At 47.1% G+C, this 23,025-nt stretch carries 17 protein-coding genes; 6 read left to right on the forward strand and 11 right to left on the reverse strand.

Annotated elements, in window-relative coordinates; genetic code table 11:
- Positions 1-106 precede the first annotated feature (106 nt).
- A complete protein-coding gene (locus tag K2Y22_11475) occupies positions 107-544 on the forward strand; it encodes a YlqD family protein (protein ID MBX9879068.1) in 438 nt (145 codons plus the stop codon).
- A 39-nt stretch (positions 545-583) separates the two neighbouring features.
- Here K2Y22_11475 and K2Y22_11480 read toward each other — a convergent pair whose 3' ends face one another.
- The 4 genes from K2Y22_11480 to K2Y22_11495 form a co-directional block, all read right to left on the reverse strand.
- Positions 584-1,546: a sigma-70 family RNA polymerase sigma factor gene (locus K2Y22_11480; protein MBX9879069.1), complete on the reverse strand. Its 963-nt coding sequence runs from the start codon at positions 1,544-1,546 to the stop codon at positions 584-586.
- Between the two features lie 227 nt (positions 1,547-1,773).
- Complete coding sequence (gene ccsB, locus K2Y22_11485) at positions 1,774-2,766, reverse strand: c-type cytochrome biogenesis protein CcsB (protein MBX9879070.1); 993 nt, start codon at positions 2,764-2,766, stop codon at positions 1,774-1,776.
- Positions 2,759-4,153, reverse strand: a complete 1,395-nt coding sequence (locus tag K2Y22_11490; protein ID MBX9879071.1) for a cytochrome c biogenesis protein ResB — start codon at positions 4,151-4,153, stop codon at positions 2,759-2,761. The genes ccsB and K2Y22_11490 overlap by 8 nt, the downstream gene beginning before the upstream one ends.
- On the reverse strand, positions 4,150-5,151 hold the full coding sequence (locus K2Y22_11495; protein MBX9879072.1) for a polyprenyl synthetase family protein: 1,002 nt from the start codon (positions 5,149-5,151) through the stop codon (positions 4,150-4,152). Before K2Y22_11495 ends, K2Y22_11490 begins: the two co-directional genes overlap by 4 nt.
- Before the next feature lie 171 nt (positions 5,152-5,322).
- Here K2Y22_11495 and K2Y22_11500 point away from each other — a divergent pair, with 171 nt between their 5' ends.
- Positions 5,323-6,510, forward strand: coding sequence for an LL-diaminopimelate aminotransferase (locus K2Y22_11500; protein MBX9879073.1), 1,188 nt, complete (start codon positions 5,323-5,325; stop codon positions 6,508-6,510).
- Between the two features lie 2 nt (positions 6,511-6,512).
- Here the strand turns inward: K2Y22_11500 and K2Y22_11505 are convergent, their stop codons facing one another.
- Entirely contained in the window at positions 6,513-7,916 is a 1,404-nt protein-coding gene (locus tag K2Y22_11505; GenBank protein MBX9879074.1) for an IPT/TIG domain-containing protein, read from the reverse strand.
- Positions 7,917-8,045: 129 nt separating this feature from the next.
- Between K2Y22_11505 and K2Y22_11510 the strand changes: the two genes are divergently transcribed.
- Together K2Y22_11510 and K2Y22_11515 are read left to right on the forward strand one after the other, a co-directional pair.
- Complete coding sequence (locus K2Y22_11510) at positions 8,046-8,777, forward strand: dienelactone hydrolase family protein (protein ID MBX9879075.1); 732 nt, start codon at positions 8,046-8,048, stop codon at positions 8,775-8,777.
- Complete coding sequence (locus tag K2Y22_11515; GenBank protein ID MBX9879076.1) at positions 8,732-11,407, forward strand: N-6 DNA methylase; 2,676 nt, start codon at positions 8,732-8,734, stop codon at positions 11,405-11,407. The genes K2Y22_11510 and K2Y22_11515 overlap by 46 nt, the downstream gene beginning before the upstream one ends.
- On the opposite strand, the gene K2Y22_11520 is transcribed toward K2Y22_11515, so the two are convergent.
- The 3 genes from K2Y22_11520 to K2Y22_11530 form a co-directional block, all read right to left on the reverse strand.
- Complete coding sequence (locus K2Y22_11520) at positions 11,404-12,060, reverse strand: hypothetical protein (protein ID MBX9879077.1); 657 nt, start codon at positions 12,058-12,060, stop codon at positions 11,404-11,406. The genes K2Y22_11515 and K2Y22_11520 overlap by 4 nt on opposite strands.
- A gap of 10 nt (positions 12,061-12,070) precedes the next feature.
- Positions 12,071-13,153: a tetratricopeptide repeat protein gene (locus K2Y22_11525; GenBank protein MBX9879078.1), complete on the reverse strand. Its 1,083-nt coding sequence runs from the start codon at positions 13,151-13,153 to the stop codon at positions 12,071-12,073.
- A 116-nt stretch (positions 13,154-13,269) separates the two neighbouring features.
- A complete protein-coding gene (locus K2Y22_11530) occupies positions 13,270-14,451 on the reverse strand; it encodes a 3-hydroxyacyl-CoA dehydrogenase (GenBank protein ID MBX9879079.1) in 1,182 nt (393 codons plus the stop codon).
- A gap of 271 nt (positions 14,452-14,722) precedes the next feature.
- Here K2Y22_11530 and K2Y22_11535 point away from each other — a divergent pair, with 271 nt between their 5' ends.
- Both K2Y22_11535 and K2Y22_11540 read left to right on the forward strand, forming a co-directional pair.
- Positions 14,723-15,079, forward strand: a complete 357-nt coding sequence (locus K2Y22_11535) for a hypothetical protein (GenBank protein MBX9879080.1) — start codon at positions 14,723-14,725, stop codon at positions 15,077-15,079.
- A gap of 10 nt (positions 15,080-15,089) precedes the next feature.
- Complete coding sequence (locus tag K2Y22_11540) at positions 15,090-16,082, forward strand: dipeptide ABC transporter ATP-binding protein (GenBank protein MBX9879081.1); 993 nt, start codon at positions 15,090-15,092, stop codon at positions 16,080-16,082.
- On the opposite strand, the gene K2Y22_11545 is transcribed toward K2Y22_11540, so the two are convergent.
- From K2Y22_11545 to K2Y22_11555, 3 genes are all read right to left on the reverse strand, one after another.
- On the reverse strand, positions 16,068-16,868 hold the full coding sequence (locus K2Y22_11545) for a replication-relaxation family protein (protein ID MBX9879082.1): 801 nt from the start codon (positions 16,866-16,868) through the stop codon (positions 16,068-16,070). The two genes, K2Y22_11540 and K2Y22_11545, sit on opposite strands and share 15 nt — an antisense overlap.
- 124 nt (positions 16,869-16,992) lie before the next feature.
- Positions 16,993-19,806 carry a hypothetical protein gene (locus K2Y22_11550; protein MBX9879083.1) on the reverse strand — a complete coding sequence of 938 codons (2,814 nt, stop codon included), beginning with the start codon at positions 19,804-19,806 and terminating at the stop codon, positions 16,993-16,995.
- 198 nt (positions 19,807-20,004) lie between these two features.
- Complete coding sequence (locus K2Y22_11555) at positions 20,005-23,010, reverse strand: type IV secretory system conjugative DNA transfer family protein (protein ID MBX9879084.1); 3,006 nt, start codon at positions 23,008-23,010, stop codon at positions 20,005-20,007.
- Positions 23,011-23,025 lie beyond the last annotated feature (15 nt).

Consider the following 23,025-nt stretch of genomic DNA (forward strand, 5'->3'; position numbering starts at 1 on the left):
ATCACCCCCTCCTGACAAGCGCTTGTTGATACGTTTCGGGCGACACGTTGTCAGTAAATTTATTCTGCTAAACTAGATGGGCTGTTTAGCAGGTTCAGGAGGTTCTATGGTCGAGTCCATTCAACTCATGCGTCAAGTATCCGTCCGCGCAATAGTCACGGAAAATTTCAAGAACCAGGTCGCCGGTGAGATAAGCAAAAACCTAGCGCAAATTGATGCTGAACTGCAACAGCTTGAGTTCAAAGCAAAGCGCGCCGTTGCCGATATAGAAAAGCGCGCCATCAGCCCAATGAGTAATGACACTAAAGCTCAGGTTGAAGCCATTCGCCAACAAGTTGAAACTGAAAAGATGCGCTTGGCACAACTCAAGGAAGAGATGACCGGCCAAAACCAGGCACTAAATGAATTGCCGGTTGGCAGCGTCGTCACTCAATTCACCTTAGAAAATCCAGTTGAAGTACGCGTCGGCGAAAACATCTTCCAGCGCCTTGAAGGCGGAGAAATCCTCGTCAAAGACGGCGTCATTCAGGAAATTAGACTCTAACCATTAATGTTGTAGGGGCGCATTGCATGCGCCCTTATTTTAATTGCCCAGATAATCTTTAAGTTTGGAAGTTTCTTCCGACTGCCGCAAATTGCGTAGCGCTTTAATTTCTATTTGACGTGTACGTTCGCGCGTAATACCGACCATGCGTCCGACTTGTTCAAGCGTCTTCGGCAAGCCATCGTTTAAACCATAGCGCAGCATGAGAATGTCACGTTCACGAGGCGTGAGCAATGACAGCGCATCACGCACATCGGCAGACATCAAATGAGACTCTGTCTTATCGTCAGGAGAAACAAGGTTTTCATCTTCAACCAATTCGGCAAGTGAATTATCTTCGTCTTCGCCATAAGGTGTATCCAATGACAAAGGCGTACGCGTAGCAGCCAGAATGTCCTTTACTTTCTGGATATTGACGCCTAACGACTTAGCAAGTTCTTCCAAAGTAGGTCTGCGACCTAATTCTTGCGAGAGTTTGCGTGTTGTTTTACGTAAGTTGTTTATGGTTTCAACCATATGCACCGGCACGCGAATTGTGCGTGACTTATCGGCCAACGCTCTTGTAATTCCCTGGCGAATCCACCAGGTGGCGTAGGTAGAAAACTTAAATCCACGTTCCGGATCAAATTTTTCCGCTGCACGAATTAAGCCCATGTTTCCTTCTTGAATAAGATCAAGAAATGGCAATCCACGACCTTGATATTTTTTAGCAACGCTAACAACCAAACGCAAGTTAGATTGAATCAAGCGTTTTTTAGCGACTTTATCACCATGACCAATTCTGCGCGCCAAATCAATCTCTTCGGCTGCAGTCAGCAGTTTGATGCGACCAATGGCTCGCAAGTAGACTTGCACAGAATCTTCAGCTTGAACCTTCTCAGGCTCTTCTTCAACTTCTTGCGGTTCTTCATAGTCTGCACCACCAAAAGCTGCAGCAGAAAATCCTGGAATCAGTTCATCCAGGTTTATATCGTCAACAGTAGTTGTGTATTGTCTAGTCATAAAGTTGCCGTTCTTTCCGGTTTTTGGAGTTAAAAACGTGCTGTAACCTGTATCTCCCGATGGCAAAGCGGAGGTCTATTAATTAACCTCGTTAGCCTGGTGTGTAAGACGCCTACCTCAATTAAAAGGTTCCTAGGCAAGAACCTTAATAGGGTTAACCCTGGATTTAGGCGTTCCTAAATCCATCGTAGCCGCTCGCCCCCACGGGACTTAAGGAATCTACCTTTTTATTTAAATTTTCCGTAGCTATGGAGCCCGCCAAAGCCCAAAGAATTGAAGCCCAGATAGGTCAGTAACGTTAAAAGCATGCCCACAACGGCTACCAGAGACAGCTTTTCGGCTGAACATTCCCGGTGGATTCTAAGATGGATATAGGCGGCAAAGGACAACCAGGTGACTAGAGCCATGGACTCTTTGGGGTCCCAGGACCAGTACGTGCCCCAGGCGTGGTTAGCCCAGAGACCGCCTGTAATAATGCCGATTGTTAGAAGAGGGAAGCCAATCATGATGGCGCGGTAGGAGACTTCATCATATAAGGAAGCCTTTTCCTCGTTGGCAATAGCCGTATTGACCGATTTAAGATTCCACCAGGCGAGGCTTACACCGACAAGACTACCGCCGACAAAAAGTATTTGCAGCCAGTAGCTATCTATCGGCGTGTATGTGCCCAGACCAATTGCAAGTGAACTCAAAAGTAGTGCAACAACGGCACAAGCTAATGAGCGCAAACGTCCTGCTTGCCACAACTGCAATAAGCCGGATGTGCCGGACAAGAAAAACATTGCATACGAAACAATCAATGGTGGCACATGAATCTGTCGCCAGTAGCTAACCAATGCCGGCACCAGCGGTGTGATTTGGTGTTGCGATGACGGCAACCAACTTCCGTACAAAAACATGGTGGCAGCTACCAGGCTGGCCAGCCATCCGAGTTGTTTGACGCCATATGTTTTTTCCAGCAAGAGAAAACAGCCCATTGTTGCCCAAGCAAACCAGAGAAGAGATTCATACAAGTTAGCCAGAGGAAAACGTTGCGCTTCAATTCCTCTATCAACGATCGCTGCAGTCAGCGTGAGAAATCCTATCATCGTCACAATGACGCCTATCTTTTGCATGGCGTCCTTGCGGCGGGCAAAGGCGTTCGCGATAACAAACACCCAAAACGAAACGATGGTTGAAATACCTGCCGTATTCGTGAGCGTCAACTGCAAATCAGACATTTACCTTTTCCTCTGTCACTGAATGTTTGGGATTACCCAGTCCTTCAACTATTTGATTGAGACTTTTCTCGAATGCTCTTTTGGCTTTCATGCTGTGTCCGCCGACGGACAATTCGCAACATTCTTCAGGGTTGTTGCCGTCTACGTTTTTTGCGCTTGCCCATAACTGTCTATGGGGAATTGCCGCCAACATAACGCCGGCAATGATGAAGGCAAACGCCACATATGTAATTGGAAGACCAGGGTCACATTTGTATTGCAAACCAGTTATTGCGAAAACCTTTTGGTAGCCAACTTCAACGCCACCTAATTTAGCCGAACCACCCAAAGGAATTTCCGTCAATAGTTTCGGTCCAGCCCAGCCATCAGTCTTAGCAAAGACGCGCAATGGTTTTACCTGGTCTCGCACGGAAAATAGAAGAATCGTCTTCTCGTCTAATGGCATGAAAGCGGCATACAACTTGCCCATCGGTCTTAGGTTGAGAACTCTAACAGTGTCATTAAAGGTTAGGACTACGCGATCAAGTCCCCAACTCGATTGATAAATATCAACATCACCATAAGTGAGTGGATTGTTGACCGAAATCTGCTGCCGTTTCAAAACCTTGCCGCCGGGCTCTACAACAGCCAGGTCTGTATACCACTGTTTTACGTCACCACTTGGATAATCTTCGCGCCAACTCTTTTCTGCTTTCACAGACCACTTCGGCAATTTTCCAATCCACAATTTGCTGTGTTCGGAAGATTCGAAATCCATGAAGCTTCCAACAGGAATAGGTTGAAATCCGGTGAAGCCGGTCCATGAGGTTATGGTGACGCCAAGCAATAAAGTCAAAAGCCCGATATGCGTAACAGTCGGAGCAAGCTTGCCTACTTTGCCGAATTCAGCCGTCAGTCCGGTGCCTTCTTTCCTAACTGTGTAGCCTTTGCGCTTAAGCTTCTCGGTAAGCCTGTGCAAAGCTGTCTCAGGATGCACATTGAGAACGACCTTCTTAGAAGCTGCCAGCTTGTCTATTGCTTCACTTTTCAAATACGGCATCACTTGCTTTAAGGAGCGTACTTTGGGAAATACTCTTTGCACACTGCAAGCAATCATATTGATTGTCAAAAATCCAATCAAGGACAAAAACCATGATGAATGGAAAATGTCCGTTATGCCGACTTTGCTGAACAATAATGCCGTCTCTTCACCGAACTGGTCGATGACTTTCTGGATTCCACCTTGACTCTCTTGTGGGCACCAGGCACCAATAAGAACAGTCAGGGCGATCAAAGTGAGCAAGAGCACTGTCAATTTGACAGAAGCCCAAGGCGTCCAAAAACTACCCGCCTTGTTAGGAGTGGGTTTTGGCTTTGCTGTTTTCTCTTGTGTTACCGTTTGCGTCAATTTGTTCTTACCAATAGGTAATCTGCTATTGCAGCAAGTGAATCCTTGTATGTTGAAGGCGACAAGCAATCGAGATTTTGCTTAGCTGCCTGCGCATACTTAGTAGCCAGTTGAACCGTCTTTTCAACGCCGCCTGCCTGATTGATGATAGATAAAGCTTCCGCCAGTCCATCTGGTTGGGAGACAGCACGAGTGTTAATAAGTTCTTTCAGGCGATTTGCATTAGCGTCATTTTGCTCTAATACGAACAAAGCAGGAGCTGTTACAACTCCGTTGGCGAGATCACTGCCGGCAGCTTTGCCCAACTGATCCGTATTGCCTGTAACATCCAAAAGATCATCTACTATCTGGAAGCAGACTCCTAAATTGACGCCGTAAGACTTAAGCGATGCTACAACGTCCTCGTCTCTTCTGTTCAATATCGCACTTGATTGGCAGCCCGCGGCAAAGAGCGATGCTGTTTTATTTACGGATTTTTGAATATACGTATCCCAGTCAACGGAAGTTGAGAATTGTTGACGCATCTGTTTAATTTCGCCGGCGCATAGATCGCCGAGTACTTGTCCATAAATACCGACAATCTGCGGGTTCATCAAGCGTGCCAAGCAAATTGAGGCTTGCGCAAAGAGCAAGTCGCCGATAAGCACAGCAAGTTTGTCGTTCCATTTTTTGTTTACTGTTGACTCACCACGACGCAGTGAAGCCTGGTCAATTACGTCGTCGTGAACAAGGCTGGCTGTGTGAATAAGCTCAGTCAAAACCGCAAGAATTATGTGCAGGCGCGAAATCTCATCGCCTTCTTTCAAACTGGCTTTCGATGCAAGTATCGTTAATGCCGGACGAAGGCGTTTGCCGCCCGCTTTGAATACCTGCGAGAGCAAATCGGAAACAAAATTATTGTCGTCAATGAGGTTACTAGTAAGCCAAGTATCCACGAGCTGCATCTCCGGCTTTATCGGCGCGAGCAATTGATTTAAATCGACAATGGTACTTTGCATTGACTCTTAGTTTTTCGTCAGCAATAAAAGCGTGAATGTTGAGACAAAGGTTAGTAGAATAGGTAAGCATAACGTCTAAGTTATTATTCAAATGAGGCCTTACTTGAATTCTTAACCTTAGGTTATGGTAATCTCGGGCAGAACACCCGGAAATGGAGCCAGGTCTGGGACATGGAAATATCAAATAGAATTAAGTCAATTCCTCCTTATGTTTTCGCAGCCCTCGACAAGAAGCGCCAGGCAGCGATTGAGCGCGGGGTAGATGTCATCAACCTAGGTATTGGCGACCCTGACCAGCCAACTCCCAAACACGTCCTTGAGGCAATGCACAAGGCGATAGACGAGCCGGCCAATCACCGTTACCCACCATTTGGCGGAATGAAGGAATACAAGCAAGCCGCAGCCGAGTGGTGTCACAAACGTTTCGGCATTGATATTGATCCCGATTCGGAATTAACTTCACTTATAGGCACCAAAGAAGGGCTTCACCATACCGTTTTAGCTATGGTTGATCCGGGCGATGTTACGTTAATTCCTGATCCTGCTTATCCTGTTTATCGCACATCAACAATACTCGCAGGCGGCATTCCGCACTTCATGCCGTTGCGTCCGGATTTTGATTTTACGCCGGACCTGGAAGCGATACCAGATGCGGTGGCAGACAAAGCGAAGTTGTTGTTTATCAATTATCCAAACAACCCGACTGCCGGATTTGCCGACATGGCGTTTTTGGAAAAAGCAGTTGCCTTTTGCAAAAAGCACGACATTCTTTTGTGTTCCGATTTAGCTTATTCGGAAATGACTTTTGACGGCAATGTCGCACATTCCATTTTTGAAGTTCCTGGAGCCAAGGATATTGCTATTGAATTCCACAGCTTATCCAAGGGCTTTAACATGACCGGCTGGCGAGTCGGCTATGCCTGCGGCAACAAAGAAGCAGTGAAAGCTTTGGCTCAAATAAAGGCCAATGTCGACACTGACATTTTCCGCGCAATTCAAATTGCAGCTATTGCCGCATTCAAAGGGCCAAGAGATCATATCGATGCTTGCAACAAGTTATACAAAGAGCGTCGCGACCTGGCCGTCACGGCATTGTCCAGTCTCGGCTGGCCTGTAAAACCAAGTAAAGCGACTTTCTACATGTGGTTGCCTGTACCAAAAGGCATGACCTCAGCCACCTTCAGCGAGCGCATGCTGGAAGAAGCAGGCATTATGGTTCCTCCGGGCACCGCTTACGGACCATCGGGCGAAGGTTATTTCCGCCTGTCTTTGTGTGCCGACAAGAATCGCTTGCAAGAAGCTTTCAATAGAATGAAGGCGCACAACATTGTGTTCGAGCCGGCTAAAGCTACGGTCTAAAATTATCGCTGGGCTTGCGAGGCGGGCTTCAGTCCTGGTTGTGCAGGCAAGGGCAACGGTTGAATATTTGATGTCGTTGGTTGCGTTTCGGATTGAGCCAGATCCAATGCCTTTTGATAGTCATTGTCCGTTCCACCGAGCGACATGAACAATTGCCGTTCGTTGGTCAACATGTTATTTAGACGCGCACGTCGTTCTTTCAATACTTTCTCTTGCTTGTCTTTTCGCTGACCTGCCGGATCACCTGGTCCGGGTCCTGTATTTTTCAGCGTAGCTAGACGCTTATCGATTGCAATCAAACGCCTCTTCAATCTCGTGATGTCACCTAGATTTGTTTGTCGTACAAGATTCACAAAATTACTGTCGCCGACATATTCTTCCGAACCTGGTGCTCCCGGCAAATTCGGCAATATACGCACATCAACAAGAAATGGCACCGGCTCCTTAACTTGTATATCGACAGCCACCAAATTTCTTTCACCACCGGGTGTAAGCACGCTGGATACGGTAGGCAACGTAGAGCTACCCGGCATAGACAAATTGACAATGTGCGGAAAGCGATTTTCAATTTCTAGAAGACAGGGGAAGTTAGTACCAATGACTTGAATTCGACCATGGTAAATTGCGCCTGGCTCAAGCGCTGTTTCCCGATAGATAAGCTCAGCATTTGCCACATCCACTTCGCGAGCAGTTGATGGATCATCACCCACTTTGACAAATATTTCTTTCAACGGACCGATGCCTGTACGAGTCGGCACCATGCAAAGGCACGAGACAGGCGATGACGACACAACAGGAATACTCACTCCGTCCAGAATGACTTGCACATCTTCCGGATTTGCAGAAAGATTGTGACCAATTATCATAAGCTCCAACCCCGGAGCAGTGACTAATGGTGCATAGATTAGCGTCGGCGCATTGCCTGCAGGCGGACTGGCATCCAATAACCTGCTTATCAATGAACCACTCAAAGGCTGAGCAACCAATTTGCCGGCGGATGCAACATATTTGCGCTCATAGAGAACTTTGTGCGTGGCATCCATCAGCGAAAGCGTAAGTCCACCTGAATCAGGTGCAGTAAATACAGCCAAGCCTTCCAAGTCAGTGTTTACGGGCATGCCATTGACCATAACAGACACATCGGCAGCAGCCCTATTGCGCGAATTCACAGCTGTAACAAACACAGACTGTCCGGGAAGCAAAACGGGCACGCAGGCAATTCTTGTACCTGGGGTTGCCGGTTTGAACTGAGCCCCTATGGCTACAAGCCTATTCCATGGGCGCGCGGTCTCTTCTTTGTTGGGATAAACAGGGGCTGCCAAAGCACGACAAAAGCAGATCGCACTGACCAAGGTCAGAGCGGCCAAAACAAAACTATAGAAACGATCGTGCTCTCTTATCTGCACCTCTGCGAGGCCTTAATAGCTAGTGTCCAATTTGGGATTACTCCCGCCCACTTTGATTGTACCCACGGAGCCGATTTGACGATAGCCAGGGCCGTGCTAAGCTGTGCCTCCGGGGGTATTTTGGCGATTATGGGTCTCAAATTGGCAGTCGAAAGCCTTAAAACTGACCTGGGCAATATGCCTGTTTTTACGACTGGGCCAAACGACGAAAGAAAATACCCTGGTCTGATAATCATTCACGAAATTTTTGGACTCGACGACCACATTAAAGATCTTGCGCAACGCTTTGCCAGACTGGGTCTTCGGGTTTGGGCCCCGGACCTGTTTTGGCTGGCTGCTGAACAAGGTCTAGACCGCAGTAATTTGGACCAAATGCGCTCATTTTTCTTCTCTCTGGAAGACAACCAAGTTGTCTCACTGATGAAGACAGTCTTCAACTCTGCTCAGCAAAACCCGGGCGTAATAGCCGATAAAATTGGTGCCGTCGGTTACTGCATGGGTGGCGCACTGGCATTTATGCTCGCCGGACGAGAAAATCTCGCTTTTGTAATCGACTATTACGGAAGAGTCTTATATCCTGAGACTTCCGAGAAAAAACCGCTCAGTCCAATTGAGTACGCAGACGGAGTTAAGTGCCCGGTTCTTGGTCTATACTCCGGAATTGATCCAATCATTCCGCTAGACCAAATCAAATTATTTGAGAAGAAACTCCAAGAACTAAAAATTACTTATGAGCTAAAAGTCTACGACGACGCTGAACATGCATTCTTCAACGATCGGCGTCAGCATTACAATAAAGAAGCGGCAGAAAATGCTTGGGCACTTACTACCGCATTTATCGACAAACATACGCGCATATGACAGGCTCGGTAAAAAGGAAAAATTCACCACTAGCCTATTTGCGGCAGATAGTTAGTACTCTGCCTGTAAATAGCGATAATTCTTCTTTGGTTCTTTACTTAAGTGCGTTGACTTTTTTGCATCGCAACAACAGGCTCAAGCATTTAGCAAAAGTTCCGGTAAAGTTTTCCAGTTCGGGACTCAGGCAACTAGTAGAAGTACTCCACGACCAACTAAATGCGTTTTCCGTCACAACCGCGTCTTTGGAATTTGCTCATGCAGATGATGAAGTTTGGACGACAATTTGGCAAAAGTTGCAAACCAAACAATTAGACAACCTATGGTTGGATGAAACGACATTAGGCTATGTCCATCAATTTCTTTGCTTGCCGCAAAGATCCCTATCAATCGATAGATTGTCTCAATCCGACAAGACTATTGACACGCAAACACTTGTAGCCTTCACTCAGTTGTACACGCCCCACTGGGTCGCGGATTTTCTGCTGGAAAGCACAATCTTGCCTCAATGGCGTGAAAAGATTCCCGCCGAGAAATTAACGGTTATGGACCCAGCCTGCGGCGCTGGAAATTTTCTTTTGAAAGCATTTGATTTACTAAACAGACTCTATCTTGAAGAAGGTGCAACAGAAAAAGAAGCCTGCAAGAAGATTCTGGAAAAGAATCTCCACGGCGTGGATATTGATGAAAGATCACTTTCTGTTACTGCTCTTGCGCTACTCACAAAAGTCCTCAAGACAGGTGCAGTCGAAAGCCTGCAAATAAAGAATCTGCAAGCGGCAATTAAAACTGATCCAACAGAAAATATCCTTGGCAGTCTAAATAGACATTGGTCAGAAGATCACCTTTTAGCTGGTCGTTATCGTGTTGTTGTGGCTAACCCGCCATATATTGGACGAAAGCTTATGGATAGATCGCTCAAGCACGCGCTTAAAGTCAATTATCCAAATTCACACAACGATCTAGCCGGTGCATTTCTGGAGCGCTCAATTGAATTGGCTGAACCAGACGGCATGGTGGGTCTTATCACGCAATCTTCAATTATTTCATTGCCTAGCTATACAAAGCTACGAAATGCTCTCCTGGAGAAAACTAGTATTGATACTTGTGTCGAGTTAGGTCCTGGTGTATTCCCGCTGCAAGGAGGCGAGAAGATAAACAGTCTCTTGCTTATCTTAGCCAACAAGCCTTTTAAAACAGGAAGCAAGATAATGTCCAGATTTATAGATCTGACATCAAGCAAGGACAAAGAAGTTGACCTCGCGCAAGTTGATACGGCGAAGGCTTATTCGGTTTCACAAGAGACACTCAAACAGAACACCAACTTTGTTTTCAATTACCGTTGTCCGGAAATAGTTTCGCATTTACTAAAAGGGGCCTTACCGCTTGCCGATATTGCTGACGTACGTCAGGGGCTGGCAACCACTGACAATGAACGATTTTTGCGCTACTGGTGGGATGTAGATGCCAACGAAATCGGACAGCGCTGGTTTCCCTATGCAAAAGGAGCGGGAGTAAAGCGTTGGCACAACCCCATCAAGTATGTTGTTAATTGGCAAAACGACGGGCAAGAGATAAAAGAAGCAGTCACACAGGCTTATCCCTATTTAAACGGCAATAGCGCCTGGGTAGTAAAAAATGAACAATACTATTTCCGGCAAGGACTGACATTTTCCTTCATCGGCGGCCACGATTTTTCCGTGCGCTACCTGCCTGCCGGATGTATTTTTGATGTAGCCGGGTCAGCCATTTTTGTAGACGAGCAATCTATATTTTGGTATTTGGCTTACTTGAATTCACATTTCATTCGAGCGATTGCCCAGAATTTAAATCCGTCAATCAACTTTCAAGTGGGCGACTTAAAAAAGCTTCCTGTCATTCAATTTCTACCGACGGAAAAGACTACGCTTGACTCACTTGCCAAACAATGTTTTGCCATCAAAGAATGGCTTAACGGATTTGATCCAACCATATACTCACAAGACCTTCCAGAGGAATTGCAGAAGATAGTCAGCGGCAATTCCATTGAAACAAGCTGGAAAAGCTACTCCAACAAATATCAGAACTTAAGTACCGAACTTGTCCAATTGGAAAATTCAATCGATGAAATTGTTTTGACTGCTGTAGAAAGACAGTGGCAATTGAACAAGCCGGATTTGAAAATGCTCACAGACTGGATATATCAAGTTTGTCAACCAAGCAATCAATACGAAAATCCAACTGCCGCATCGTTCGCCAAAACCAGCTTGCATCACTTGATGCGGCATTATTTAAAAGACCATGCTTTCCTATCGGTTGCGCTAAGCGAGAACCAAAATGATTTAGCTCTGAACGAGGGCGATCTCAATTGGCTATCGAGCGAACTCAATCAACCGCTCAATAAATATCTCGTTGAGAAATTCAGTCTCGATCAAGCTAAGCAATTCCATGGAAGTCCACAACTATTCTGCCGGCAATTAGAAGGCAACGGACACGCCATAGTATTTTCCACTCAAACCCTGCGGAATATCGGACGCAAGAAGCTGCCTATGGAAAGCACGACTGAGGTTAACATGCTAAATAACCTTGCGGCAAAAATGTCCCATGTAAAAGACTGGACCGGCAAACACTTCCTTGGCTCAACCGGCGTTTAGTTTTCTTTGACACGCTCATAGTCATTCTTGACCCAGGTATATCCTGGATTGACATTGCGTCCGGCGACATAGTCAGCCTGATACGTCACAACCTGTCTGCGTGAACCTGAAGGGAAGGTCAAACCTGAGTTACCATTTAGACTTTCAATTGAAGCTAGAAGTCCACTATTGAATGCCGGCGTGCCCGTGCTGTTCAAAATGTCAGCCTGGATACTATGATTTTTGGTCACCGTAATTTTTACAGTTGCCACGCCAGGATATCTAGCTACATCACTCCAGCGATCATAAATAGCACCAGATAGTTGTTTATGCCAACGCTCCCAAGCAAGGATCATTTCACGAGACTTGTCCTCATCCAAATTTGCTTGCGCAGGAAGACCTTTTGTAAAGTCAGAATCGTTCAAAAGACCTTTAAGCGGATTGCCTGAGTCTTGAGCACGTCCTGCTAGTGGAGCCTGTCCACGATCCACTGAACCTTGTCCGTAATTAAAACGCGGTTGCACCGGTCGCGATATACGCATGGAATCATTATTGTCTAGATCATGATCTAGTTTTACGCCACCTTTAAGTGGAGCGGCTTGAGCAGCACTTAAGAGCTGCCCCATTAACAAAGCAACAGCCATCATTCTCGTTAAATTACTAAAGCTCGCCATGGTGCATCACCTACCTTCCTGAAAATCCACCGAGCATTAAACCAAGGGCACCACCGTAAACAGCACCACGTAAGGCACCGCCACGGCGATCATACTTATTTGTAAAACCACCCATCAGGGCTCCCAATGCAGCACCTGCCGCACTGGCTCCCACAGCTTTTACCAATCGTCTTTTCTTATCTTGTGTCTTCCAGCGACCAATTGGTTCTTCACTTCCCATTCCACCTGAATTCATCGGCACGATATCGCCAGGCGGCAAACTAGAATCAGCAACTTGATCCTGGTCGCTGGCGCAGCTGGTTTCTTGGTTAAGGGAGGCATAAGCTCTTTTGTAAGTTTCATTATTAGGATCAAGAGCCATAGCATTGGTCAAATGATAACGAGCTTGTCCAAGATTTGATTTTGCTTTGTAGGCTTGCGACAAACCGAATTCAACATCAGGATCTTTGACATTGGAGTTTGATATAGAACTCAACTTCTGAATCGCTTGATCATAATTGCCTGATTGGAAGGCAGTCTTAGCATCAAGTGCTGCTTGTTTCATTTGCTGATTTTGTTGTTGAGTAGCAGCTTGCTGTCTTTGCTGCTGTTGAACAGCCTCCGCTTTGGCCGTTTGCAGTCTGGAGGCGACAGCTTGGTAGGCTTCAAGAAAATCCTTGTCTTGCGGATTAGCCTTGGCTGCAGCTTGGTAATGATTCAATGCTTCCGGCAGATTTCCTTGCTGCTCGGCAATAGCGCCCAAATTGTAGTGAGCATCGCCATTGTTTGGATTTATCGCCAGAACCTTTTGGAAAAGCGAAGCAGCTTCTTGGACATTGCCGGCTGAATATGCCTGTACGGCCTTTTGGAGAACTGACTTGCTGGCGTCGGGAGCTTCATTGACTGATTCAGGATCGTCGCCATAGTTGTTGGCTGCGCTATCCGGAGCCTGTGACGGCTCCAGATAGTCGAGCTGTGGCGCTAGGGGCATAAGTTTGGCCACCGACTGAGAACCTGGTATAGGAGCGGAAGCAGAAGCCGGAACAACCGGTACAACGCTCGCGATAAGGGCGATTGCTACTAACCTGACTGAATAATCCCTCAAAAGCCTCATAGGCTTCCCCTTTATGCATTTTTAGTACGCCATGAGCCACCAGCTAGGGCAATAGCTAGGATGGTCCGCTATGCAGGTTGACGGAGGGGGGAGGGGAATGTTCCTGAGAAAGTGGCTTAAATTAGCTTTTTATGTCCGGCAAAAACGTATCTTTTAAGCAGGGGGGCAGGGCGGAAGCGTTCTCCGTACTTTTCAAACAGGCTCTGCATTTGCTTAAGGCAATTATCCAGACCCATATCACCGGCCAGCTCAAGCGGGCCTTTGCGCATGCCGAGACCTGCCTTAAGAGCCGGATCCAAATCCTCGGCTCGGCAAATCTTTTCCTGCAAAGCTAAAAACGCCTCGTTAATCATCGGCAAAAATAGTCTCTCCGCATTTAGAGAACCGTTGGCGGAAGATGCACCCTTCACCACGGATGAAAGCTCCGGGTTGATACCTGCCTTTTTCTTGGTCTCGGAATCATAGGTGTAAAAGCCACGACCGGTTTTTTGTCCAAGCCAATTGTTGGTCACCATTGACTCCAAAATTCCCGGTACGGCAAAACGTGGTCCATATTCTTGGAAGTTAAATCGGGCAACAGCCAAACCAATGTCGCAGCCGTTCATATCGCGCAGGGTGAAAGGACCAACCGGCATGACGTAGTCGCAAACCGCTTGGTCAATTTGCTCGACATTACCCAGTCCTTCCTCCAGGCAGAACAAAGACTCGTTCATATAACGTCCAAGCAAGCGGTTAACCAAAAACGAAGCGCACTCTTCAACACGCACCGGCATCTTGCCTAACTTTCGCGCAAAATCCATGGCGGCTTCCACCGTGGACTCGTTGGTATCCAAACCCGGTATCACTTCGACAAGCTTCATCAAATGCGCCGGATTGAAAAAGTGCAAACCGACTACCTTGTCGGGGCGTTTAGTAAATCGAGCCAATTGCGATATCGGCAGGCTGGATGTGTTTGTGGCAATTATGACACCCGGCTTGAGAACCGCATCAAGCTCGGACAAGACTGCTTCCTTTATATGGAGTTGTTCGGGCACGACTTCAATGACAAAGGAAGCGTCGGCAATGTCTTTGATTTCTGTCGTCCCCGTGATAAGCGCGCGACGTTTTGCCGCATCACTTTCCGACAAACCTTTGCGCACTTGCGACGCAATCATCTTCTCAATGCGCTTAATACCATTATCAACAGCTTTACTATCTACATCCTTCAAAACGACCGGCAGTTCACTCATTGCCACCGCAAGAGCAATTGACGAACCCATGGTGCCCGCACCAACAACTGCCACCGTATTTAATGTCATTATCGCTTTATCCTCATTTAACAAACTTTGCAGCCAGCACTCCAAGTGCTGAATATATCTACTGGTTGTCTATTCAGCCCCCTAAATTACCAGACGTGACCGATAAACGTGAGATTTAACCACTTGGGTTCCGATAAAAGCTTAAAAACCATAGCTTTTTTGTAACCAATCGTTAAAATGACATCAAGTTTAATCCTCACTTAATTGTTGACCTCTACAACTCAATACACAAGTTTCAACCTCAGCAACAGGCACAGCCTGGGGGTAGTCCATGCTCATGTATTTAATCATCATCCTTGAACTGGCATTCTTATATGCTGCGTTCTGGTACATATATCTACGTGAACCAAAGCCCCGCAAAATTACAGGCAACCCTTGGGGCAACTATGCCAGCCCAATAACCGGTAAGCAGTATGCAACGCGTGCCGTTGATCCATCACTGCCACCAATCGGTCAGCCGGTATTAATTGACAAGCAACCAGGTACTCGCACCTGGCAAGTACAAAATCCAGGATTTACCAACATAGTGCCGGCGACAGCCAGACAATCAGGTGAAGGTCAGTTAGTTATCGACTTTCTTTCCAATTTGAAGCAATCAGTTAACCGCTTATCGGTCAAACTGCCATAAAATAGTGGCGATGAATACGCCAACCATCTTACTAAAAGTCAAAAACCTCAAGAAACACTTTCCGATTCGAAAGGGCTTCTTCAACCGTCAAGTGGGAGCGGTGCGCGCTCTTGATGGTATCAACCTGGAAGTCTTTGCAGGCGAGACACTTGGTCTTGTCGGCGAATCCGGTTGCGGCAAGTCCACTTTGGGTCGCGTTATCTTGCGACTACTTCCTGCCACCGAAGGTGATGTCAACTTCTCAGGCGTCGATGTCTTTGCTGCCGACAACAAGCAAATGAAAGCACTGCGTCGTGAAATGCAGGTTGTCTTCCAAAATCCATACGCCAGTCTTGACCCGCGCATGAACGTAGCGCAAATTATCGGCGAGCCTTTAACAGTCCACAAAGTTGCCTCAGGCAAAGACTTGCACAAGCGCGTCCAACACCTGATGAACCTAGTTGGTCTTTCACCCGAGATGATGGACCGCTACCCTCACGAATTTTCCGGCGGACAACGCCAGCGAATCGGCATCGCTCGCGCGCTGGCATTGAATCCAAAACTAATTGTTGCTGATGAGCCGGTATCGGCACTTGATGTAAGCGTACAAGCACAAATTCTCAACTTGCTAGCCGACCTTCGCAAAGAATTCAATTTGACCTATGTATTTATCGCACACAACTTAGATGTAGTGCGTTATATAAGCGACCGTATCGCTGTTATGTATCTCGGCAAGATTGTTGAACTGGGCACAACCAAGGAAGTTTATAGCCAGCCTCTGCATCCTTATTCGCAGGCACTGATAAACGCAGCACCAATTCCGGATCCGACAGCCAATCGTGAAGATCGTGTAATTCTAAAAGGTGATTTGCCAAGCCCGGCTAATCCACCTGCCGGATGCTCATTTCACACTCGTTGCCCAATTGCTCGCGAAAAGTGTATGAGTGAGACGCCGCCATTGCGCGAAGTAATTCCCGGACACTTCTCCGCATGTCACTTTGCCGAAGAACTACTTAGGTCGTAATTCGGACACAGTGCCATCGGCTCTAAACCAGCGCGCCGACAAAATTCCCTTTTCCATAATTTCCGAAAAGTTGGCAAAAACACATTTGCCGGCACCGACTCCACTTGCCTTGAGCATAGGCAATGTCCACTCTTGCAGAGTGCGAACGCGGTTTTCGTTATTTGCCACCACCCAAATTGGGTTGCCCGTAAAAAGGAAATTGACTATCTTTGGCTCCCACTGTTTCGTTTGTCTAAAATTCCCTGTATCCAACTCCAAAAGAATTACCATCGGCTCTCCTTTTGGATAGGCAAAAGAAACTACAGCATCAGGACACTCTGTCATAGTGGCGCCGTTATTTTCCGCCCACTTCATAGCAAAGTCTTCGCCCTGCATCCAAGCAAAATTTCGAATTTGCCCGGCATCTTCGGCATCTTGCAATGAAATGCGTATGTCAGCCAGTTTTAAAAAATGCTCTTTGTGATAAGTATGCGCCGGACCTGTCGGAATCTCTCGCCTATCTAAACTACGCCTCTGCTCAAGCACATTGGCTCCATGCTGCGTCAAGTAATAGATAAGCTCAGGGCGTCCTCTTTCCTCACTTCTTTCAGATGATGCACATCCTATTAGATTACTCTGCATCAACCTACGCATCCGCTTGCGCGCAGTCTCGTAACTTATATCCCGGAAGGTTAATTGAGCCAGTTGACCTGAAGTAAGCGTACGGTGAACATAGAGCTGATAGAGAGACTCAACGTCTCTATCCATCACTACGAGTCCTTTTTTCTTCACTTTAGTAGTGCGCATTAAATCAACCGCTTTGGCCTACCCCATAAATATTCTAGTAGATACGCCCACAATATTTGTAGGGGCGCATTGCATGCGCCCGCTTGAAAATATGAACGCAAGTATTGCTGGACTATTTACAAGTTTACGTATGCCATGGCAACGGAAATGGCACGCAGTATGTGGTCTCTATGAAAGTGCGACTTTTGAAGTCGCCCCATTTGGTGTGTACGGTGAAGCCGCTAGGGTCAACAGCGGAGCCAAAGAATGGCGCGCAAATTGCTTGTGCGTTAGTGCCTTCGCTTACTTGCTGAATAGTCACTGCTTTTTCGCCGGCTATGCCGTGATAGAAGCCGTGATAGGTTAGCTGTAATTTTGGCATCCAGCATTCAACGTTAGGTTGCACAATTGGACAAGATACCGACCAAGCGGCAGACAAATTAGGATGTTCACCGTATTCAGTAAAGTAATGCGCAGCGTCGCCAGGTTTAGATGCTTGCTCGGTGCTTGTCTCAGGATATGCGCTAGCAGCTAAATCTTTAGCTTGCACTTGATAAAGCACTCTAGGCACACAATTGCCTGCCGGTGTATCTCCAAAGGCAGTTAGGTTCTGATAGAGATACTGTCCTTTTGGTGTCGGTACGGTTGCGTAACGATCAGCAGGGACTTGAGCAATCTGTACATTTTGCTCACCTGATCCGGCAGTTGGATTAGCTACCTGGAAGCTAAAGCTAAACAATGAGAATGGTGGTTGAGAGCTTTGGGCCAATACAGGCTGCAAATAATCATGACTTTCAATTTGAATGCGCTCACCAATAATCGGCTCACTTGTACGCTTATATATATTGATTTGACTAACGGCCATGCCATTTTCATTTTTAACCAGGTTGCCCAAGTAATTCGGACCAACTGATATTGGTCCTGGATGTATACCTACCAGATTGTAATTGAATGTCTTGGGGTAGAAATCAGCACCGGCCAAAATGTAGTGACCTAGTTGTTCATAAGGCACCCATACGCTTACAGGCGGTACCGAGTGCACGCCATTGCCTGTAAGCACCTTCATGTTTTGCACAATGGTGTAACAGACTTCCATCATGTATGTCGTATTTACAATTGTCGAAAACACATATGGATTGTTGTCGAAATATCTTCCCATTGCTTCAAATTTAGCTTTGGTCAATTGCGCTTCTACAACATCAATGTCAGCTTGTGTGGAGGTTCCTTGATTCAGCCTTTTTTTCAAAGTATCTATCTGTCCATTCAGTTGTTTTACAACAGAATCGTTTTTGACCCCATTATCCATGACGGTGATAGCGCGATTGTATTGCTCACAAGCAACCCAATCTGTGTAAATCAAGTCACGCAAGAAAAATTGCAAATTGAGAATGTGAAATCCATCAGCTGTTTTTAGTTGTCCGTTACAGTCTTTTAGCGCCATTAGTGCAGTCGGCTTGATATTGCCGTCTGCCGGAGTGTACTTCCACATATTTATTTGTTGGCGCTCGTAAGCAACAGGATCTTTGTAGAAGTTTTCTAGCGAACGTGGATCATCACCAGCCATACCAGGATAAACAGTTAATACCGGCGTCGAAGCAGCACAGTTATTTGCGGCCGCAGCATAGACAGGCTGCATAAACAATTGATTGGAACTGGTGAAGATTTTTGGGCTTGATGGCGGGTTTGCCTTGAGATCATAAGACAGCGCATCGATTACCGACCGCATATTCGGACGAGTACCCAAAGTTTTCAACCAGTCATAAACTACAAACGAAAGGGCTACACTTGGATCGTCATTGTTTGATTTGCCGCCAATACCTTTGAAAGGACGAGCTGTCAGACTGTTGACGTTGTTTGAGACACTTCCACCAAAATCACCACCTTGAGGCACATACCAGGTGCCCTTACTACCTTTATCCCAGCCTGTATATGGACTTGATGGATCAGTCTGTCCAGGAGCAATTTGAGAAGCATTCATTATTGATTTGACGCTTTTGAATGAAATTGCCGGCGTGTCCTCCGGAAACCCACCGTTGAATCCGACATTGAGAGCACTGGAGTTCCCCGAAGTCATTGAGCGCCCACCTACTTGCGCGGTGGAGACTACATGCATAACTTGAGAAGTGTTATTACGGCGCGTCACGTCAACTATAGGTTGATCGCAGGAGACTTGAGCAAGGACTGGTGCAGCGCTTGCACTCAATGCACCAAAATCAGCGGCGCTAGCCAATGTTGGGCTTGAACCAACTGCTGCAAAAGACACTGTCTTTGTCAATCCAGCCAGAGGAAAGGCGAAATTAGGACGGTAATAGCGAACGCTGCCGACCATATACGAATTATTATTCGTGTAGTTAGTATCATCGAGATTTGCCGGACTTGGAGTTGGTACTTGCGTTGTACCGTTGCCTGTGCCCACGAAAGCTCCAATAGCAATAGCAAATTTTTCCGGTGGCTTACTTGTGCCGGACATGCGCACTGAATTGTTTACATAGGCGTTGTAGGCATCGCTTTTTATTGTTACCGGCTTACCATGCTTGTCGAAGGCACCACTGTCACTAGATGCCGACGACAGAATACGTTTTTGCAAAAGATCAGTCGCCTTGGACAACAGTGTTGCATCGTTATCGACCAGATAGAGCATTGTCGTATTGCCTAATTTGTTAGCAATGATGGCATCAATTCTCAACGTGGCAGCAACAGTATTTATACCTAAAACAGGATAAGGCGAATCACCGCTTGGGTCATCGACAAGTGCCATGCGTCCAAGAGGTCCGTCAACGACAATTCGACTCATGTCTTTAGCGGCTTCAAGCGCTGCGGAATCTATTGCCGACATTGCCTGCTTATGCGTGCCTATCGTCTGGTTGTAGAACAAGACAAACATAGCGATTAAAAAAACAAGCGCCCCTAGAGCCGCCGCCATAAGTGCCAAAGTATTGCCATGCTGGCTGGTACGCATAATGTGATGCCTCGATATTAGTAAGAAAATGATGGCGATAAGCAATATCTGCCCCAAAAGAAGGTAGGCAGAGCGTTTACAAAGATTATATAAGTGTAATGTTGATCCTATCCGGACAATTGAACCCTGTCAATGCCGTACTGGTGCAGGCTCAACATCCTGCACCAGTGAATAGCTTAATTCGCGGCTGCTAGTTGTCTAGAATTCGACGTTCTTGCTTTTATCTTCGGCACCGAACCAGACATTGCCTGGATAGCCGACTTGTTCCGGCTTCGGCAAGTCTACTGGTGGCTGTGAAAGACCAGGCGTTGCTTCACGTCGAGGTATGCGACGAAATGGATCTTCGTGCAGACTCTTGAGTGGTGCTCGTCTTTCTTCACCAGGTGCGGTGGCTACTGGTGCAGCTGTCTTTTTCTCGACGGCAAATCCTGGATCGCTCACCGGGTTGGTTGTTGAGGCTGGAAAGCGTGAAGCCGTTGGCGGCTGCGCTGGAATCTTCAGTTGCCTTAGAGTGTCGGATAGATCTAGTGCCGACAAACCAGTGTTGCCTTTGTCCGGCATTCCCAATTCTTTGCCGCACTCGATGCAGAAACGTCCTTTTCCGGCTTGCTTGGAGCAATACGGACAAACACGTCCTTTGGAAGGCTCCTTAGCTTTCGGCTTCGGAGCTTCAGTTGCAGCAGTTTCGGCAATCACCTTTGCGCCGGCGTCTTCAGCAACAGCTTTGTCGAGAAGCTCAGCTTTGACTGCCAATTCCGCATCATCAGTTTTAGCAGGTTCCTCTTTGGGAGGCTCTTGCTTGCGAATTGGGGTCTTCAAATGCTCGGCAATATTCTCAATTGAGTGTGCTGCCTTGGAAAGACCTTCAGCTGTTTTGTGCGCAGCTTCTTCTGCCACAACTGCCGCTTCACCTTTGATAATTGACATTATGTCGTTTGCCATTGGTGGAGTTGGTGCCGTAGCACCAGCAAACATCGGCAATACATCAGCTGACTCAGAATAAGATTCTTCGTCTGCCGGCGTCGGTGCAGCTGATTCAGGTCCGGGCTTGTTGGATACGTTATGCAACAAGTGCAAGCGTGCAATTTCTTCAATACCACGCAAGTCGACCATGAGCGGTTTGGTTTCGCCAAATTCGCTGTCACCGGCTGGAGCCATAAAGACAAGCGCGTGATGTTTTTCCATACGCTTGATGGAGTCAGAATCCACACGGGCGACAACTTGCTGACTGTGAATACGTCTCCAAGCTACAGGGAATATCGAATCACCCGTAAATTGGTCGGCAATACCCGGGACTATAACGGCATGTTTGCCGATTTCATCCGAGAAGAAGCGAGAAGTGGATTCATCCGCGTTGTGCAAACAAATGCGCACTGCCGAGTTAGAGAAGATGGTCTTCAACTCAGCACCACCGGATGATGTCGGATCACCCGACATTTTGCCGGCAATCTGCGTGATGTTCTGCAGAATAACGGCCAATCCACCATTGGCACCACGAACGATAGCTGAAAGTTTTCCAGCTATGTCGATATTCAATGTTTGATACTCATCGAAGAAGGCAAACAATGGAAGTACCGACGCAGTTCCGTATCTTGTGTGCAACGCTTGTTCTAACTGGTAGACAAAGCAAGCAGACAAGGATTCAGCATCAGGTCCCAATGATGCCGGAGCACCAAAGATGAATACAGTCGGCTTGTGCATTGAACCACGCACATCGACGTTGGATTCTTCAGTGACACGCAAAATATTGGCATTCTTGAACATGCGCAAACGTCCACGCACCCCTTGAATGTTTTTATCCCAATCGCTGTCTGTACGGATGATTGAAGAAAGAGTTTGCGTTAGCTCATTCAATTCGGCCGGGTCAACATCAGGATTGTTTTTCAAATTGCGCAGAGACTCGACAATGTTGCGTCTATTGTTAACCAGGCGCATCAAACCACGTGGATTGCACGGTAAGGTCATTATCTCAGTCGGCACGCCATTTTCATCTTCACCGGATACTTGTACGGCACCCCACTTAAGCAAGGTGGCCAATCCGGCAATGTAGCCGTGGTCACGTTCTGCCCAGTGCTGTTCTTCCGGCGGCAAAGAGTTAACATCTCGCACGATGGAGGAAGCAAACACCAACGGTTCAAGATCCAATGGATTCCAATGAATGGAATTAGCATCTAACGGGTTGAAATAGAGCGTTTCAAAACCAGCTTGCTGGGCTTCCGGCAAGATTGTGTATTTGAAGCCTTCTCTTCTTTCGTCCAAATCCGGATCGTTAGCTTTAGCTTCCAAGGCAATAATGACGCAAGGCTTGGCTAACATGGCTTTGATAATGGCACGCATCAAGGTTGTTTTACCGGAGCCGGATGGAGCAACCATGAACATGTTTTTGTTAGGCAAGCGACCCAAAGGTACTGTAATCGGCAAGTGCGTGCGGGCAAGGAAACCAAACGGCAACACTATACCGTCTTCTTCTGTCCAAGTTGCATTTGGATTGCGCTTACCCATGCGACCATGCTTACGCAAGTTAGGAGGGCAAAGGAAAGATCTTTCATATTCACGAGGGGTCATCAAACCGGATGGCGGGTTAAACGTGCGCACGGTTTGCCACGGGAATAATCTCTTCTTGTGAGCCGCCGCAATGATGATAGCCAAAATGACCAATGTCGGGATCATCAAAGCAACTGATGTAGCATCGATAAAGCCTTTTGGTTTGTAGGATTGGTTACCATGCTGCTGAGCCGGCTGGAAGAACATATTCGAATTTGCGGCTGGAGTAGAATTTGACTCTAAGCGCAAGTTCTGTCCTGTCGTGCCGACATTATTTATAGGTTGTCCCTGCTGAGGTTGTGCTTGAGGAGCAGCGGCCATTTGCTGACCTTGCTGTCCGCTCGCCATCTGAGCACCATTTTGAATTAATGGGCTCGTACCAGGATGTGCCGGATAAGCCGAAGTCGATTGCACAACCATGCCATTTGGCTGGACGACTTGTTGCGGAACAACAGGATAGCCGCCACCGTTCGGCACATAAACGCCATTTTCGTTTACGTGTCCGCCGGCAGGCGCAACCGTCATTTGCGGCATTGCCGAGCCGGGAGCAAGTAGATATTGATTATCCTGCATTTGCAGTCGACGTTCGTATTCTTTGGCGGTGATGGTCTCACCGGTATCCGTATTGCGGTACCGGGCGACAACGCCACGATCGTTCATTTGTGCTCTCCAGGT

Source organism: Candidatus Obscuribacterales bacterium, assembly GCA_019744775.1.
Lineage (GTDB): Bacteria > Cyanobacteriota > Vampirovibrionia > Obscuribacterales > Obscuribacteraceae > SBAT01.